Consider the following 16,040-nt stretch of genomic DNA (forward strand, 5'->3'; position numbering starts at 1 on the left):
TATGCTGACTTATTGTCAATTCGACAATAACTCTTAATCGCCTCGGGAAGGAGCAGGGATGGAGTTCGCCAATGTTTCCGAACGCCAAGCCATGAGCCCGGAATTGGCCGTCTCGACGGTGATCTTCGCCCTGCGTGATGAACTCCGGGACGGGGAACCGACCGGACGCCGGACCCTCTGGCTGCCGCTGATCCGCCGGACGCGCGAACCCTTCCGCGGCCAATGGGCGCTGCCGGGTGGCCCGTTGGGCGTCCGGCAAACCCTGCAGGATGCCGCCGCCGGCAACCTCAGGGCCACCACCGGCCTGGCCCCTAGCCACCTCGAACAGCTCTACGCCTTCGGCGGGCTTGACCGGTCCCCGGCACACCGGGTCGTCTCGATCGTCTACTGGGCCCTGGTCCGTGAGGAACATCCCGACGCGCCGCAACTGGTGAAGGACCCCCATGTCGCCTGGTTCCCCGCCCGCGACGAGGCCGTGATCGACGCGCTGGCCTTCGACCATGCCGAGATCGTGCGCTACGCGCTGTGGCGACTGCAGAATAAAGTCGAATACTCTTCGATCGCCCACCGCTTCCTGGGCCCACGCTTCACCCTGGCCCAGGTCCAGGACGTCTACGAGGCCGTCCTGGACCGCCGCCTCGACGCCGCGAACTTCCGCCGCCACCTGCGCGGAGCCTCCGGCATCGAGGCCACCGATGAATACCTGCACGGGGGCAAACACCGCCCACCACGCCTGTACCGGTACGCGGGGGATGCCGCCGTCGTACCTCAAGAGACCACCAACACGGAAGAACAGCGGGATAGATCATGACCAGTGTCAACAGCACCATCCAACAACTGAGCCTGACTCCTGTCGGGGACGGGGCGGACTCAGGGGTCTGCGCCACCGACCTGGTGAAGTCCCCCTGGGACCTCGATACCGGGCTGCGCTCCTATGGGCCCGGTTCCTCCATGGATGACGTCGCCCCGGCCGACACCCCGCAACAAGGGGTGATCCCGGAAAAGTACCGGAATGCGGACGACGCCGAACTCGACGCACGCATCCGCGCCGCCAAGGAAACCCTGGGCGAACGGTTGGTGGTGCTCGGGCACTTCTACCAACGCGACGAGGTCGTCCAGTACGCGGACTTCATCGGTGACTCCTTCCAGCTGGCCAACCAGGCGCTGAACCGCGAGAGGGCCGAATACATCGTGTTCTGCGGGGTGCACTTCATGGCCGAGACCGCCGACATCCTCTCCCAGGACCACCAGCAGGTCATCCTGCCCAACCTGGCCGCCGGCTGCTCGATGGCCGATATGGCCGATGAGTCCTCTGTGGAGGAGTGCTGGGAACAACTCGAAGACCTCTACGGCACCGAACCCGACGCCGCGGGGCGGGTCCCGGTGATTCCGGTGACCTATATGAACTCCTCGGCGGCCCTGAAGTCCTTCGTCGGCCGGAACGGCGGGATCGTGTGCACCTCATCCAATGCCACGAGCGTGTTGGAATGGGCGTTCGAACGCGGCCAGCGCGTGCTGTTCTTCCCCGACCAGCACCTGGGCCGGAACACCGCCAAGGCCATGGGCATCCCCCTGGAGCAGATGCCACTGTGGTCACCGGCCAAACCCCTGGGCGGGAACACCGCCGAGGAACTGGCCGAGGCGAAGGTCCTGCTCTGGCATGGTTTCTGCTCGGTCCACCGCAGGTTCAACACCGGTCAGATTGACAAGGCGCGGGCCGAATACCCGGGAGTGAACGTCATCGTCCACCCCGAATGCCCCATGGAGGTCGTCGACGCCGCCGACTCGGCAGGGTCCACCGACTTCATCCAGAAGGCCATCGCCGCCGCCACGGAACCGACCACCTTTGCGATCGGCACCGAGATCAACATGGTCAACCGGCTTGCCGACCAGTACCCGCAGCACAGAATCTTCTGCCTCGACCCGGTGATCTGCCCCTGCTCCACGATGTACCGGATCCACCCGGGCTACCTGGCCTGGGTCCTGGAGGAACTCGTTGCCGGACGCGTGGTGAACCAGATTTCCGTCCCCGAAACCGTGGCGTCCAACGCCCGGGTGGCCCTGGAACGGATGCTGGCGGCGCGCCCATGAGCAGCCGCTCCGTGAAGGAGTCCTTGGACCTGGTGATCGTGGGGTCGGGGGTCGCGGGACTTTATGCCGCGATCACCGCCGTCGAACACGGCCACCAGGTCACCCTGCTCACCAAGGACGCGCTGGCCGACTCGAACAGCTGGTACGCCCAGGGTGGGATCGCCGCCGTCGGACCCCGGGGGACATCCCGCGGGGATGAGGTGGCCAGCCATATCGAGGACACCCTCACCGCAGGGGCCCGGCTGAACGACCCGGCCGCGGTGCGGTCCGTGTGCTCCTCCGCCTGGGAGCATATCGAAGCGTTGATCGGGCTGGGAACCACCTTCGACGCCGACCCCGCGGGGGACCACCCTGCCCTGGGGCTCGAAGCCGCCCACACCCACCCCCGCATCCTGCACGCCGGAGGAGACTCCACCGGGAAGGTGATCGCCTCCACCCTGATCGGTGTCTGCCGCCGATTGGCCGGACAGGGGAGCCTGCGCATCCTCGAGGACGCCTTCGTCACCGACCTGGTGGACGACGACGGTGTCATCACCGGGGTGCACTACCTCCAGGCCGGGCAATGCCACCGAGTTCAGGCCGACGTCGTACTCCTGGCGACCGGGGGGATCGGCTCACTGTATGAATGGACCACCAACCCCGCTGGGGCCACCGGTGACGGGGCCGCCTTGGCGTGGAGGGCAGGAGCCCTGGTGGTGGATGCCGAGTTCGTGCAGTTCCACCCCACCCTGGTGCGCGCCGGCAGGTTCATGGTTTCCGAAGCCGTCAGGGGAGAAGGTGCGGTACTCATTGACGGCAACGGGCGGCGCTTCATGGAAGAGGTGCACCCGGCGGCCGAACTGGCTCCCCGCGACGTGGTTGCCCGGGCCATTCATCACGTCTACGCCATGGGTGGCCAGGTGTTCCTGGACGCCCGCGCCGTGGAGGCAGCGAAGGGACGGGGGTACCTGGCCCGGAGGTTCCCCTCCATCACCACCCGGTTGGCCGCCCTGGGCCTGGACCTGGCCGTCCAACCGGTCCCGGTCACCGAGGCCCAGCACTATTGGATGGGCGGGGTCTACGCCGACGCCAGGGGGCGCACCACCGTCCCCGGACTGCGGGTCGCGGGGGAGACGGCCTGCACCGGAACCCATGGAGCCAACCGGCTCGCCTCCAATTCCCTGCTCGAAGCACTCGTGCACGGCTTCGCCGCGGCCTCCACCCTGGGGGCCGCAGACGCCCGGCAGGCCTCCACTCCCATCGAATTCGAATATGTGTTCGAACTTGATGGGGGGTGTAGAGAAACGCCGGCCGTTCCGCTGACCCGGGAAGGGCTCCAGGACCTGGCCACCGCCCAGCTGGGCGTGGAACGCACCGGGGAGGGCTTGTCCCAGGCCGCAACAACACTGGCCGGTGCCCTGGCCGGGTCGGGGGCCGCCACGCGGAAGGAGGCGGAGCTGCGCAACCTGATCACCGTGGGGCGCCTCATCGCGGAAGCCGCCCTGGCCCGCACCACCTCCATCGGCGCCCACTACCGCACCGATACCCCCGATGCCGTGACCCACGGGCCACGGGTGCGGACCGGCTTCGTCCGGGCAGCCCCGACACCGCCGCCACCCTTCACCGGCACCGGGGCAGAGGACAACCACCTGCTGCTCACCGGCACCCCCAACTCCTGAGGAACGAATGACCACTGTGCACCACGGACCCACCCCCGCGGCCCCTTCAGTCGCCGTGACCGAACCGATGCCCGTGCCGCAACGCGTCGTGGAGAACATCGTCGAAGCCGCGCTCGCCGAAGACAACCCCACCGGCGACCTGACCGGCAATGTCCTGCTGCCCGCAGATGCCACGGCCATCGCCGACGTGATCGCCAGGGAACCGGGCATCGCCAGCGGCCTGGGGGTCTTCGCCACCACCATGGTCTTGACCGACCCGGCCCTCACCGTGGACCTCGCGCTCGCCGATGGGCAGCCCTTTGCCGCCGGAGACGTCCTGGCCACCGTCAGTGGGTCGGCCCGTTCGGTGCTTGCCGGTGAACGCGTCGCGTTGAACCTGCTCCAACGCCTCTCGGGGATCGCCACCCTCACCCGAGCCTTCGTCGACGCCGCGGCCGGGACCGCGGCGCGGATCGCCGACACCCGCAAAACCACCCCCGGGCTGCGTGCCCTGGAACGCTATGCGGTGCGCTGCGGCGGTGGGCATAACCACCGTGGGTCGCTCTCCGAGGCAGTGATGGCCAAGGACAACCATCTGGCCCTGCTGGGTACCGGTGCCGAGCTGACGGCGGCCCTGCGTGCGGCCCGTGCCCGGCTGGGGCATACGGTGCACTTCGAGGTGGAAATTGATGGGCTCGACCAGCTCGACGCGGTGCTGAACGCCGGGGTGGATACCATCATGCTCGATAACTTCACCCCGGCCGACCTCATCGAAGGGGTCCGCCGCATCAACGGGGCCGCCTATGTGGAGGCCTCGGGGAACGTCACGTTGGAAACCGTCGCCGAACTGGCAGCCACCGGGGTCGACGTCATCTCCTCCGGTGCGCTCACCCATTCGGTCAGGTCCCTGGACCTGGGGCTCGATGTCCGCATCGGCGGCGCCGCAGCCACCACCGCCGCTACCGACGCCGTGGCGGGGCAGGGAACGGTGCGGACGTGATCTACCTCGACGCCGCAGCCACCACACCGGTGAAGCAGGAAATCCTCGAACTGATCTGGCCGCTGATGGCCCGCGATTTCGGTAACCCCTCCAGCACCCACTCTCTCGGGGAGACCGCTGCCCGGGCCCTGACCTATGCCCGCACGACGGCGGCCAGCACCCTGGGGGTGCGCACCGGGGACATCGTGTTCACCTCGGGCGGCACCGAGGCGAATAACCTGGCGATCATTGGTCTGGCCCTGGCCAACCCGCGCGGCAGGCACGTGGTGCGCTCCGCCATCGAACATTCCTCGGTTCGTGAAGCCTGCGACTACCTGCACCGTCACCACGGGTTCAGCATCGACGTCGTCCCCGTGGGTTCCGAGGGCCTGGTGGATCCCGCGGTGCTCTCGGGGCTGCTGCGCGAGGACACGACGCTGGTCACGGTCATGGCGGTCAATAACGAAATCGGGACCATCCAACCCCTGGCCGAGATTTCGGCCGCCGCCCGAGCCGTCGGAGCGCTGATGCATAGCGACGTCGTCCAGGCCGCCAGCTGGTTGCCGCTTGTCGAACTGGCCACACACCTGGACGCCCTCAGCGTCTCGGGTCATAAGCTCGGGGGGATGAAGGGGGCCGGGCTGGCCATGATCCGCGGGAAACTGGCCGTGGAACCGGGACTGCACGGTGGCGGGCAGGAACGCGGACGCCGTTCGGGAACCGAAAACGTGGCCGGCGCCGTGTCCACGGCTACCGCACTACGGTTGGCCACCTCGGCGGCGGCGGGTTTCGAGGACTCCCGAACCAAGGCAAACTATCTGATCGACACCGTCTTGGAAGGGCTCAACACCGGAAGGCGCCCCGGGGAGGAGGCCGCGGTGCTCACCGGAGACCGCCAGCAGCGGGTGCCGGGCATCGTCTCCTTCACCTTCCCCGGGGCCAACGGGGAAACGGTCCTGCTGGAACTGGAACGGCGCGGTATCATCTGTTCCTCGGGGTCGGCCTGCGCCGCCGGATCCGCCGAACCCTCACCGGTTCTGCTGGGGTTGGGGCTGGACCCCGATCTGGCCCGCACCGCCGTCCGGTTGAGCTTCACGGCCGAGACCACCGAGGTGCAACTGACCACAGCGGCCCGCGCCGTCATCGCGGCGGTGCAAACGGTGACCGACGCAGGCCCCCACGTTGCCGCACCCACCTCGGAGGCGTAGTTTAAAAGTATCGACCGTCACCGCACCCTAGGTGCGGTGACGGCTCCGAATGGCATGACGAAGAGACTCCCGGATCAGCCGGCCGCCTCTTCCACTGGTGGAAGGGAGCCTGCCATGGCAACGAATAATACGACAACGAAGAGCCGTGACCGCACGGGCATCGTCTGGTTTGTGCTGGGAATCGTGATCATGGCGATCTACGGGATCTCAGCAGTGCTGGTGCAGAACCCCTTCGTGGACCAGACCCATACCCCGCTCTGGCTCGGCGTTATTGTCGGTCTCGTCATGGTGATCTTCGGGGTCATCGGGATGACCAAGCGCCGCCACCCGGGACACTACTAACCGCTGGCGGCGCCTACCGGGCGGATCAGCTGCTCAGCCAAGCCATTAGGCCCAAGGCCGAGTAGACGTCACGGATCTCTTGGCGTCTGGCCAGCTTTGTCGTGGCCAATTTCGTGAGGTATTCACCATCCAAGGCGTCCGTGAACTGGGTGCTATCGTTCTTTTCCATAGCGGTACTCAGAGCTTTCTGCGCTGCGGTCAGAGTCGATACCTGCCAGTAGTTCACGCCGATTCGATTCGCGGTGGCGACGAATTCCTTACGCTGCTCCGCGGTAACTGTTGGCTCGGGGACCTCGAGGTTTTCCAAGTGAGCGGGAAGGACGTCTCCCTCCGCGAAGGGTGCCTGAAACCGTGTGGGCTTGCGAAGGTTTGCTCCATTGCCCCAGGACTTTGGAGACGGGACGCGGCGCATGGAACCGTAGGCCGAGGAAAACCTGTTCCTGTCGAAGGGATATGCCTTGAGATCACCGGCGAAAGTATCCATGAGGTCGAAGCCGATCACGTTTGCTTCTCGGGCCTCTAACGGGATCGAACTGGCCAGCCGGTAGGCATCCACGGAGTAGAGCGGGTCCAGACGTGATCCAATCCGGCTCCACAGAACCGAATTCTGCCCGATGTGGTAGCGGTTCCGTACTTGGGAGTACATCGCGTCGCCGATGAAATCGGTGGGTACACCACTGGTCGACAGTTTCATCCACTCTTGGTGCAGGCGGGTGCCGATGCTTTTCTCCGCCGCACTGGTATAGATCTTCTTCCGGTCTGGAACGTGGGGGACCATGCTATTCATCAAATCGAGTCCCGTGAATCCACTCTCGTCAAGATTCCTGAATCGGGGCCCGTAGAACGTCCTGAGTACTTCCCCATAGCCGCCGCCTGCGGCGACCACCGAGGAAGTTAGTTCACGACCCGTCGGTCCGGTGGAGGTCATGCCACCGCTGTAGAACAAGGGGGCCAGCAACCGTTCATGAACGCCGGAGGCCGGCGCCGCGGTGAGGCCTCCATTGAGCGTCCGCTGGAGGTTGAAGACCCCAGCGAGTCCATCGGCAATTTGCCGATCTGTCGTGCCCTCCGGCCCGGAGCAGAAGAAGCTGAATCGGTCAGTGCAACCGGCCTCGACCATGGCCGCCAGGACGAGCCGTGAATCGAAACCACCGGTGAGGTGGGCGACGCGGAACTCGCTGGGCATTTTGGAAATGGCCACGACAGATTCCAGAACACGCCTGCGGACGCGTTCAAGCCCCTGAACGTAGGACACTTCCGGGCTACGCATCTCTTCGGCCAACGCATACTCGCGCCTCCGGGCGCCGCTGGGGTCCAACTCCCAATAGGTGAAGAGGTCGAGCCTGTCGACACCGTCGTAGCTGGAGGGGGTCAGGCCACCGTTGCCGAGCACGAGGCGTTCGAGCTGATAATCGACGCTCTTGGAGGGAAAGCTGCCGGCAGCATTGGCAGCGCGGATCAGTGAAACGATGTCACTCGAGATGAATTCGGTACCTCCCGCTGAATAGTGGAAGACCAGCGAACCGCCGAGGGGGTCCGGAAGACATAAGGCCTCTTGCGTGTGCTCGTCGATCATGAACAAACATGAGGGGTTCGCGATGTTGGTTGACCACCAGTTGGCCAGACTCGTCGCGTCACCCGAGACAACTGAGCCCGGGATCACTGCCGCCACGTCGGAGCTATTGATCAACACCCGTTCGCCGCAGATCGCGGCGCCATCCAAGGAGAACGACCGAGGGCCGACCTGCGCCACGGGCTGCGGGGTGAGGAGGGCGAGGAAATCGCCGGCACGCGTGAGGCCGGGCAGATGGGGAATTCGTCCCCGCAGGAGGACCGGCGCCCGAAATTCAGTACGATCCGGGGTCGTGCCGGTCGTGCTGGTCGGAGCTTGTGCGGCGTTGGGGCTTTGCAGTCCTGCGTCGGGAGAGATCACCCCTTCATGCTATCCGCTGGCACGCAGGCTAGCGGGCGACTTCGACGCCGACCCGCCCGTTCTCCACGCTCCAGCGTTGGTCCAGACTCACGTTCTCCAGGAGCCGGCGGTCGTGGGTGACCAGCAGGAGCGCCCCGCTGTAGGACTCCAACGCCTCCTCGAGTTGTTCGATGGCTGCCAGGTCCAGATGGTTGGTCGGTTCGTCCAGGACCAGCAGGTTCACCCCGCGGGCCTGCAGGAGTGCCAGTGACGCCCGGGTCCTTTCGCCGGGGGAGAGGTCGCCCACCAGGCTGGCCGTCTGATCGGCCTTTAAACCGAATTTGGCCAGGAGGGTCCTGATCTGCCCGGACCCCATCTCCGGGACCACCCGTTCGAAGGCTGCCCCCAAGTCCAGGGACTCGTCCAGCTGCCCGCGGGCCTGGTCGATTTCGCCGATCGCCACGCTGGCACCCAGCGACGCCGTCCCCGACTCGGGGGCGGTGGATCCCAAGAGCAGGCGCAACAGTGTGGACTTTCCTGCACCGTTGGGCCCGGTGATACCGATCCGGTCCCCGGCATTGACCTGGAGCGAGGCCGGCCCGAAGGTGAAGGACCCCTGGGTGAGTACCACGTCGTTGAGCGTGGCCACCACCGAGGAGGAGCGGGGGGCGGCGCCGATGGAGAACTGCAGCACCCATTCCTTGCGCGGCTCCTCCACCTCGTCCAGCCGGGCGATGCGCGACTCCATCTGTCTGACCTTCTGCGCCTGCTTCTCCGACGACTCGGCGCTGGCCCGACGACGAATCTTGTCGTTGTCGGGTGCCTTGCGCATCGCATTGCGTACCCCCTGGGAGGACCATTCGCGTTGGGTCCTGGCCCGGGAGACCAGATCCGACTTCTTCTCGGCGAACTCGTCGTAGGCTTCGCGGGCATGACGGCGGGCGACCTCGCGTTCGGCGAGATAGGCGTCATAGCCGCCGTCGTAGACCGAGACCTTCTGCTGCGGCAGATCCAGTTCCACGATCCGGGTCACACAGCGGGAGAGGAATTCGCGGTCGTGGGACACCAGCACGACGCCGGTGCGCAGCCCCCGCACGAAGGCCTCCAACCGTTCCAGTCCGGCCAGGTCCAGGTCGTTGGTGGGTTCGTCGAGGAGGACCAGGTCGAAGCGGCTCAGCAGTAGCGCCGCCAGCCCTACTCGTGCCGCCTGACCGCCGGAGAGCGACGTCATCAAGGTCGTGGGGTCCACCAGCAGGCCCAGTTCGGCCAGCACCGGGGCGATTCGGTCCTCGAGATCGGCGGCGCCGGACGCCATCCAATGGTCGAAGGCCGCGGAGTACGCGTCGTCGGCGCCGCGGATGCCGGAACCGAGTGCCTCTGCACTGGATTCCATGTCCGCGGTGGCCTGCGCACAACCGGTCCGTCGGTCCAGATAGGCGGCGATGCTTTCTCCCCGGAGGCGTTCGTGCTCCTGGGGCAGCCAGCCAATGAAGGCCCCCTGCGGGGATGCGGCCACCGATCCGCCCTGGGGGGTGTCGAGGCCGGCGAGCAGGCGCAGCAGCGTGGATTTACCGGCCCCGTTGGCGCCGACCACCCCCACCACGTCGCCGGGCGCAACGGTGAAGTTCAGATCCGAAAACAGGGTGCGGTGGGCATGGCCTCCGGAGAGGTCCTTGGCCACGAGGTGGGCGCTCATCCCACCATTCTAAGGACGCTTCACCCCCGGTCCCGACCGGTCGCCGCCTGCCCTCAGTCCCTGGCCTGGACCGAGGCGCCGAGTTTGCGGGTCAGCCGGGTCAGTTCCGCGAATTCGGTCACGTCCAGGGCGGAGCCCAACACCTCGTGGATATGGCGGACATGTTCGCGGCCGATCTCGCGTTGGATGGTGCTGCCGGCCTCGGTCAGCCAGAGCCGCATCGCGCGCTGGTCCTGCGGGTCGGCGGCACGGGCGATGAAACCCTTGGCCTCGAGCCGGTCAACCATCCGGCTCAGGCTCGGCTGGCTGAGCAGGACGTTCTCGTTGAGCTCACCCAAACGGATCCCACCCTCGGGGCAGCGTTCGAGGGTGACCAGCACGTCGTATTCGCGCATCGTCAACCGTTTGAACGCCGGATGGCGTTGGAGTCGTCGCATGATGGTCACCTGGGCCCGGAACAAGGACTCCCAGGCCTGGGTGGTCTCACGGAGGGTGGCGGGCCTAGACATGGGACTCCGCGGGGGTCTTCTCAGGCACCGGGACCTCGTTGCGGGCGGTGGCCGGCTTGATGCCTGCCCGCCGAGCAGCCAGCAGGTTGGCGTGGGTCGGGGGTTCGGGGTGGTCTGCGGGTTTGCGTTTGGCGTATTCGGCACGCAGCTCGGGCAGCACCCGTTCGCCGAACAGGTCCAACTGGTTCAGCACGGTTTTCAGCGGCAGGCCGGCGTGATCGACGAGGAAGAGCTGACGGTGGTAGTCCCCGAAGTACTCCTGGAACGTGAGCGTCTTCTCGATCATTTGCTGCGGGCTGCCCACGGTCAGCGGGGTCTGGGACGTGAAGTCCTCCAGGGAGGGCCCATGGCCATAAACCGGGGCGTTGTCGAAGTAGGGACGGAACTGTGCCACGGCATCCTGGGAGTTCTCTGCCAGGTAGAACTGACCGCCGAGACCCACATAGGCCTGATCGGCCCGGCCATGACCATAGTGTTCGAAGCGCTGACGGTAGAGGCCGATCAGTTCCTGGTAGTGCTCCTTGGGCCAGAAGATGTTGTTGGCGAAGAACCCGTCACCGTAATAGGCGGCAATTTCGGCAACCTCGGGTGTGCGGATCGAACCGTGCCAGACGAAGGGGGCAACGGAATCCAACGGGCGGGGAGTGGAGGTGAAGTTCTGTAGCGCCGTGCGGTGCTTACCGGACCAGGAAACGTTCTCTTCGTCCCAGAGCCGGCGCAGCAGGTGGTAGTTCTCCACGGTCAGTTCCACCGCATCCGCCGAGCTCTTCCCGAACCAGGGATAGACCGGGGCGGTGTTCCCTCGCCCCAGGACCAGATCCGTGCGGCCTCCGGATAGATGTTGGAGCATCGCGAAATCTTCGGCAATCTTCACCGGATCGTTGGTGGTGATCAGCGTCGTGGCCGTGGAGAGGGTGATGTGTTCGGTGTGGGCGGCAATATAGGCCAGCTCGGTGGTGGGCGAAGACGAGAAGAACGGTGGGTTGTGATGCTCGCCGATGGCGAAGACATCCATCCCGATCTCTTCGACCTTCCGCGCGATCGCCACCATCGCGGTAATGCGTTCATGCTCGGTCGGCAGCTGACCGGTGGTGGGGTCGGCCGTGATGTCACTAACCGAAAAGACGCCGATTTCCATGGTGCTCCTTCGTGGATCCGACCTTCAGTATGTCAGAAGATATATGCATTTGCATATAAGAACATCAGTCATCTCTTGGGTATTCCCGTGTCCCGGGGCCCGATGGTGTGGCGACGCGGTGAAAGGGTCTGCCGTTAACGAACGGTGGGACGGGTCTGACCCGTCCCACCGTTGAAAACACCGACAACCTATGTGAGCGCGAGCGACTTATTCGTTGCCGCGGTGACCTCGGCGAGCAGGTCGGGGTTCTCGTTGAGCTTGACCCCGAAGCTGGGGACGATCTCGGTGAGCTTGGATTCCCAGCCGGCGAAGTTCTGCGGGAAGCAGCGACGCAGGACCTCGATCATGATCGGTGCAGCGGTCGAAGCGCCCGGGGAGGCGCCCAACAGCCCCGAGATCGAGCCGTCGGCACTGGTGATGACTTCGGTACCGAACTGCAGGATACCGCCACGCTTCTTATCCTTCTTGATGACCTGTACGCGCTGGCCGGCGGTGATCAGTTCCCAGCCGTCTCCCGAGGCATTGGGGTAGTACTCGCGCAGGGCCTCGTTCTTGGCCTCGCGGCTCTTGAGGACCTCGGTGACCAGGTACTTCACCAGGCCGAGGTTGTCCTTGGCAACGGCGAGCATCGGGATGAGGTTACCGGGACGAACCGAGGCGACCAGGTCCAGGTAGGAACCCGACTTCAAGAACTTGGGTGAGAATCCGCCGTACGGGCCGAACATGAGCGAACGCTTGCCGTTGACGAAGCGCGTGTCCAGGTGTGGGACAGACATCGGCGGGGCGCCCACGGACGCCTGGCCGTAGACCTTGGCATGATGGCGGGAAATGACATCTTCGTTGGTGCTGCGCAGGAACTGTCCGGAGACCGGGAAACCACCGAAGCCATGGGCCTCGGGGATGCCGGCGGCCTGGAGCAGGTGCAGGGCGCCGCCACCGGCACCGACGAACACAAACTTTGCGTTCACGGTCTGCTTGTCCCCGGTGGCCCTGTTCTTCACGGTCAGCGTCCAGCCGGCGCCGTTGCGTTCCAGCCCGGTGACCTTATGGCCAAAGTTCAGATCGACCCCGTCCTCACCCAAGTTGGCAACCAGCTGGCGGGTCAGCGAGCCGAAGTCGACGTCGGTGCCGCCCAGAACTCGGGAAGCGGAAACCCGTTCGCCGGGGTTGCGGCCTTCGGCCACGAGCGGAGCCCATTCGGCGATGGTGGCGAGATCCTCGGTATGCTCCATCTGCTCAAAGAGCGGCTGGGTGCGCAGCGAGTCGTAACGCTTCTGGAGGTAGTCGGCGCTGTCGGAGCCGTGGACGAAGCTCATATGCGGCAGCGGGTTGATGAAGGAGCTGGGAGTGGAAATCCGCTTCTGGTCCACCAGATGGGAGTAGAACTGGCGGGAGACCTGCCACTGTTCGTTGATGCCCACTGCCTTGGCGGGGTTGACCTTGCCATCGGCGCCGAGTGGGGAGTAGTTCAGTTCGCACAGTGCCGAGTGGCCGGTACCCGCGTTATTCCACGGGTCGGAGGCTTCCTGGCCCGCCTGATCAAGGTTCTCGAACAGGGCGATATCCCAGCTGGGTTCCAGCTGTTTGATGAGCGTTCCCAGCGTTGCACTCATGACCCCACCGCCGATCAGGGCAATATCAACGTTCGATGAGGTGGTTTGGCTCGGCACAGGATTCTCCATCCGACGACTCTGGTGGCTTAAGCCAAGGTTAGCGCGGTCAGATCACCGCCATGAAATCAGGGGGTTCCTTGAGCCGCCCTAGGTGGCGAGCCTCACCCGGTCAAAGGGCTCGTCCAGGGTGGGACTGGTGGGGTAATGCATGACCGAATCGTCGGCCGCGACGGCGGAAATCGGGTAAGCCAGCGGAAGGGCGGGCAGATCTTTCGCCAGCTGCTCGCCGATCTGCTGATAGGTGGTGGCCCGTGGGTCCCCGTTGGGCATCGAACGCGCCTTGACGATCTTTGCGCGCACCTTCGGGGCGTCGTAACCGAATTCCGGTGACGTGGTGCCAAAGAGGGTACCGATGAAGTTGTCCGGATCCCGGTAGCCGCCGTTCCAGCCCAACAGGTGGAAGCCGGGACGCCGTCCGTTGACGACATTGTCCATATAGCCGTCTTCCCAATCGATCGGGTACGGCTTGATGTTGAAACCTACGGCGGTCAACTGAGCGCTGATTTCGGCATAGATCCGTTCGGGCATCGGCAGGTAGGCGCGGGTGACATTCAACGGATAGGTGAAGGGGATCGGCTCGCCGTCGTATGAGGAGCTCTTCAGCAAGGATTTGGCCTTGGGGACGTCATAGCCGAAGTAGGTCTGGCCGTCGGGCACCCCGAGGCTCGGCGGTACGAAACTCCGTGCTTCCTTCGTCCCGGAGATGAAAAACTTTTGGATGAGCTCTTGCCGGTTCACGGCGTGCGCCACTGCTTGACGGATCTTTCGATCCGCCAGCAAGGGGTTGGACTGGTTCATCCCCAAATACAGGATGGAGAACGGGTCACGCTGCAGGATCTGCTGGCCCTCACGAACAAGCTCACGCAACTCGCCGACGGTGACCATGTCATAGGCGGCGATCTTCTGCCTCCGCAGGGACTGCAAACGCGAGGAGGGATCCCGCAGCACGGCAAAGGTCGCCCTGCCGATCTGCGTACTGTGTCGCCAGTAGTCCTCGTTGGCGACCACGGTGACCGATTCAGCTTCTGCTTCATCAAAGAGGTAGGGGCCGGTGCCGACCGGATGCCGGCTGAAACCGGTGCTGAGACTGCCCGAAGCATCCTTCTTCGCCTCGTCGGCCTTGTACTTGCGGAGCGCGGAGGGGGAAGCGATGCCGAAACCCGGGAGAGTCAGGGCATCGATCAAACCAGTGATCGGTTTGGTCAATTTCAACACGAACGTGTGGGAGTCCACGGCGCGGCAACTGTCGTAGTAACTGGCCGTCACCGTCTCGAACTTGTCCTTCGGAGCCGAGTCCTTGCCGGAATCCTTGGTCAGCTTCAACCCACCGAGGACGTTGGGGGAGCGCAGCATGGATTGGGTGGCCGCCTGGGAGTCCTGCGCAATGCCGGTGTCCCCGGCCGGCTGCACCTCGGTGTGGTGGAAGACCGATTCGAAAGCCTGACCGACCTTTCCTCCGAGATCCTGGGGAAGGTTGGCCCATCGTTCGAAGTTGTGAACGACGGCATCGGCATTGAACTCCGTGCCGTCGTGGAAGGAAACCCCGTCGCGCAAGGTGAAGGTGTAGGTGAGTCCGTCTTTGCTGATCTTCCACTCGGTGGCCAACCCCGGGGTGGGGGCCCCGGTATCCGGGTCAACGCTGATCAGGGATTCGAAGATTTGTCGGGTGACCCGGAAGGATTCGTTATCCGAGGCGAGGGCCGGATCCAGGATGGCCGGTGCCGCGGGGGTGCCGAACCGTATTTCCAGGTTCTTCACGATCGACGTCGAGGGAGGTGCAGCGGTGGGCAGTTCTTCGGGTGTCGTGGCCTTCGTGCAGCCGACCAGCCCCGCCATGGCGATGGAGCCGAGGCCCAACACCGTGCGGCGCGAGGGGCGGATTCCCCGGGAGAACGAGGTACCAGGGCCCTGAACGTCGCCGGGGCGGTTGGTGGACTCCACGCTCACTTGCTCCTTGTCTAGGGGCGCATCCCGTTGTGTTTTGCGGGGCCAATGACGGTCCTGCGACGAGCCGATGGGTGCTTCGTTGTCGTCGTGCATCATCACCTGGTGCGAGCGGGGGGACTTGAACCCCCACGTCCTAAGACACTGGAACCTAAATCCAGCGCGTCTACCAATTCCGCCACGCTCGCTGAGGCCCTCTACATGCGGAAGGCCTCAACCAGTGTAACGGAACCCCTTGCAAGAACCGTGAATTGGCGCCCGCACTTAAGAAACGGTGTCGAGCCCCAAATCTCGGTGCAGTTTTGCCACGTGGCCGGTGGCGCGGACGTTGTACTGGGCGAGCTGGACCTTTCCGTCTTCGCCGACCACGATCGTCGAGCGGATCAGGCCCTCATAGACGCGGCCATAGTTCTTCTTTTCGCCCCAGGCGCCAAAGGCGGCGGCGACGGAGTGGTCCTCATCCGAAAGCACGGGGAACGTCAACGCTTCCTTCTCGGTGAACTTCGCCAGTTTCGTCGGTGAATCCGGTGACACTCCCAGCACCTGGTAGCCGGCGGAGGCCAGCGAGGAGAGCGAGTCACGGAAGTCACAGGCCTGTTTGGTGCAGCCGGGGGTCATGGCCGCCGGGTAGAAGTAGACGACGACCTTCCGTCCGGCATAGTCAGAGAGCGAAACCTCGGAGCCGTCCGCGGCGGTCAAGGTGAAAGCGGGCGCTGGATCGCCGACGGCGAGGCGCTGGGATGGGGTGGTCATGGGCTTCCTCCAAGTGTCCGGATATATAAAAAGAGGCCAGCCTCGCGGCCGGCCTCTTTTATCGGTTGTGCACCCCTCGGGACTTGAACCCGAAACCTACTGATTAAGAGTCAGTTGCTCTGCCAATTGAGCTAGAGGTGCATTATTGCTTCCTGCGA

The 16,040-nt window shown here is 64.9% G+C and carries 13 protein-coding genes and 2 tRNA genes; 6 read left to right on the forward strand and 9 right to left on the reverse strand.

Features of this window, described 5'->3' with window-relative positions; genetic code table 11:
- The first annotated feature begins 58 nt into the window (after positions 1 to 58).
- The 6 genes from FM101_RS08895 to FM101_RS08920 all read left to right on the forward strand — a co-directional run bounded on the left by FM101_RS08895 (position 59) and on the right by FM101_RS08920 (position 6,257).
- Positions 59 to 811: an NUDIX hydrolase gene (locus FM101_RS08895; RefSeq protein ID WP_086998504.1), complete on the forward strand. Its 753-nt coding sequence runs from the start codon at positions 59 to 61 to the stop codon at positions 809 to 811.
- On the forward strand, positions 808 to 2,091 hold the full coding sequence (gene nadA, locus FM101_RS08900; protein ID WP_086998507.1) for a quinolinate synthase NadA: 1,284 nt from the start codon (positions 808 to 810) through the stop codon (positions 2,089 to 2,091). Before FM101_RS08895 ends, nadA begins: the two co-directional genes overlap by 4 nt.
- Positions 2,088 to 3,749 (forward strand): L-aspartate oxidase, encoded by a 1,662-nt coding sequence (gene nadB / locus FM101_RS08905; protein WP_086998509.1) that lies wholly within the window; start codon positions 2,088 to 2,090, stop codon positions 3,747 to 3,749. Before nadA ends, nadB begins: the two co-directional genes overlap by 4 nt.
- Before the next feature lie 67 nt (positions 3,750 to 3,816).
- Positions 3,817 to 4,728: a carboxylating nicotinate-nucleotide diphosphorylase gene (gene nadC, locus FM101_RS08910; RefSeq protein ID WP_086998751.1), complete on the forward strand. Its 912-nt coding sequence runs from the start codon at positions 3,817 to 3,819 to the stop codon at positions 4,726 to 4,728.
- Complete coding sequence (locus tag FM101_RS08915; RefSeq protein ID WP_086998512.1) at positions 4,725 to 5,915, forward strand: cysteine desulfurase family protein; 1,191 nt, start codon at positions 4,725 to 4,727, stop codon at positions 5,913 to 5,915. Before nadC ends, FM101_RS08915 begins: the two co-directional genes overlap by 4 nt.
- A 114-nt stretch (positions 5,916 to 6,029) precedes the next feature.
- Complete coding sequence (locus FM101_RS08920) at positions 6,030 to 6,257, forward strand: hypothetical protein (RefSeq protein WP_086998515.1); 228 nt, start codon at positions 6,030 to 6,032, stop codon at positions 6,255 to 6,257.
- A 25-nt stretch (positions 6,258 to 6,282) separates the two neighbouring features.
- Here the strand turns inward: FM101_RS08920 and FM101_RS08925 are convergent, their stop codons facing one another.
- The 9 genes from FM101_RS08925 to FM101_RS08965 all read right to left on the reverse strand — a co-directional run bounded on the left by FM101_RS08925 (position 6,283) and on the right by FM101_RS08965 (position 16,023).
- Positions 6,283 to 8,190 carry a hypothetical protein gene (locus FM101_RS08925; protein ID WP_086998518.1) on the reverse strand — a complete coding sequence of 636 codons (1,908 nt, stop codon included), beginning with the start codon at positions 8,188 to 8,190 and terminating at the stop codon, positions 6,283 to 6,285.
- Positions 8,191 to 8,218: 28 nt separating this feature from the next.
- Positions 8,219 to 9,865, reverse strand: coding sequence for an ABC-F family ATP-binding cassette domain-containing protein (locus FM101_RS08930; RefSeq protein ID WP_086998521.1), 1,647 nt, complete (start codon positions 9,863 to 9,865; stop codon positions 8,219 to 8,221).
- 53 nt (positions 9,866 to 9,918) lie between these two features.
- Complete coding sequence (locus FM101_RS08935; RefSeq protein ID WP_086998524.1) at positions 9,919 to 10,374, reverse strand: MarR family winged helix-turn-helix transcriptional regulator; 456 nt, start codon at positions 10,372 to 10,374, stop codon at positions 9,919 to 9,921.
- Positions 10,367 to 11,512, reverse strand: coding sequence for an LLM class flavin-dependent oxidoreductase (locus tag FM101_RS08940; protein WP_086998527.1), 1,146 nt, complete (start codon positions 11,510 to 11,512; stop codon positions 10,367 to 10,369). The genes FM101_RS08935 and FM101_RS08940 overlap by 8 nt, the downstream gene beginning before the upstream one ends.
- Positions 11,513 to 11,700: 188 nt before the next feature.
- Positions 11,701 to 13,194, reverse strand: a complete 1,494-nt coding sequence (locus FM101_RS08945) for a malate:quinone oxidoreductase (protein WP_245806665.1) — start codon at positions 13,192 to 13,194, stop codon at positions 11,701 to 11,703.
- 78 nt (positions 13,195 to 13,272) lie between these two features.
- Positions 13,273 to 15,126, reverse strand: a complete 1,854-nt coding sequence (locus FM101_RS08950) for an ABC transporter substrate-binding protein (RefSeq protein ID WP_179204283.1) — start codon at positions 15,124 to 15,126, stop codon at positions 13,273 to 13,275.
- A gap of 106 nt (positions 15,127 to 15,232) precedes the next feature.
- Positions 15,233 to 15,317 (reverse strand) — tRNA-Leu (locus FM101_RS08955).
- A gap of 76 nt (positions 15,318 to 15,393) precedes the next feature.
- Complete coding sequence (gene bcp / locus FM101_RS08960; protein ID WP_086998535.1) at positions 15,394 to 15,882, reverse strand: thioredoxin-dependent thiol peroxidase; 489 nt, start codon at positions 15,880 to 15,882, stop codon at positions 15,394 to 15,396.
- Positions 15,883 to 15,950: 68 nt separating this feature from the next.
- Positions 15,951 to 16,023, reverse strand: a tRNA-Lys gene (locus FM101_RS08965).
- Positions 16,024 to 16,040 lie beyond the last annotated feature (17 nt).

Origin of the sequence: Arthrobacter rhombi, from assembly GCF_900163545.1 — a bacterium.
Taxonomy (GTDB): Bacteria; Actinomycetota; Actinomycetes; order Actinomycetales; family Micrococcaceae; genus Arthrobacter_H; species Arthrobacter_H rhombi_A.

Coding starts and splice junctions, on each gene's coding strand:
- FM101_RS08895 (WP_086998504.1), top strand. CDS start 59: ATGGAGTTCGCCAATGTTTCCGAACGCCAAGCCATGAGCCCGGAATTG.
- nadA (WP_086998507.1), top strand. CDS start 808: ATGACCAGTGTCAACAGCACCATCCAACAACTGAGCCTGACTCCTGTC.
- nadB (WP_086998509.1), top strand. CDS start 2,088: ATGAGCAGCCGCTCCGTGAAGGAGTCCTTGGACCTGGTGATCGTGGGG.
- nadC (WP_086998751.1), top strand. CDS start 3,817: ATGCCCGTGCCGCAACGCGTCGTGGAGAACATCGTCGAAGCCGCGCTC.
- FM101_RS08920 (WP_086998515.1), top strand. CDS start 6,030: ATGGCAACGAATAATACGACAACGAAGAGCCGTGACCGCACGGGCATC.
- FM101_RS08930 (WP_086998521.1), bottom strand. CDS start 9,865: ATGAGCGCCCACCTCGTGGCCAAGGACCTCTCCGGAGGCCATGCCCAC.
- FM101_RS08935 (WP_086998524.1), bottom strand. CDS start 10,374: ATGTCTAGGCCCGCCACCCTCCGTGAGACCACCCAGGCCTGGGAGTCC.
- FM101_RS08940 (WP_086998527.1), bottom strand. CDS start 11,512: ATGGAAATCGGCGTCTTTTCGGTTAGTGACATCACGGCCGACCCCACC.
- FM101_RS08945 (WP_245806665.1), bottom strand. CDS start 13,194: ATGGAGAATCCTGTGCCGAGCCAAACCACCTCATCGAACGTTGATATT.
- bcp (WP_086998535.1), bottom strand. CDS start 15,882: ATGACCACCCCATCCCAGCGCCTCGCCGTCGGCGATCCAGCGCCCGCT.